Source organism: Vibrio sp. 1402 (genome assembly GCF_033340275.1).
On record NZ_JAWOWE010000773.1, the window covers coordinates 1 to 504 of the forward strand.

Genomic DNA, 504 nt, shown 5'->3' on the forward strand with positions numbered 1-504 from the left:
TGACCGCCAGTACGGCAGTGTTACCGCAGCAAACAGTACGCCGCTGACTGATGGTGGCGCGGCAGTGATGCTGATGCGCGAAGGTAAAGCGAAAGAGTTGGGCATGGAAATTCTTGGCTACATCCGTGGCTACGCATTCTCAGCGATTGGTGTGGAAAAAGACATGCTGATGGGACCGACTTACGCGACTGCGAAAGTGCTCGAAAACACAGGCTTGGAACTGTCGGATCTGACTCTGATCGATATGCATGAAGCGTTTGCTGCTCAAGCATTGGCAAACGTGAAAATGTTTGCCTCAGATAAGTTTGCTCAAGAAAACCTAGGTCGTTCGAAAGCGATCGGTGAAATCGACATGGATAAATTCAACGTGCTCGGTGGCTCAATTGCTTACGGTCACCCATTCGCGGCGAAGGGTGCGCGTATGATGAAGCAAACTCTACGTGAACTGAAACGTCGTGGTGGTGGTATTGCATTGAATACCGCTTGTGCTGCGGGGGGTCTTGG

The 504-nt window shown here is 51.4% G+C and carries 1 pseudogene; it reads left to right on the top strand.

The features are described from left to right. Positions 1 to 504, top strand: a pseudogene (locus tag R7044_RS28415) (acetyl-CoA C-acyltransferase); the annotation flags it as partial.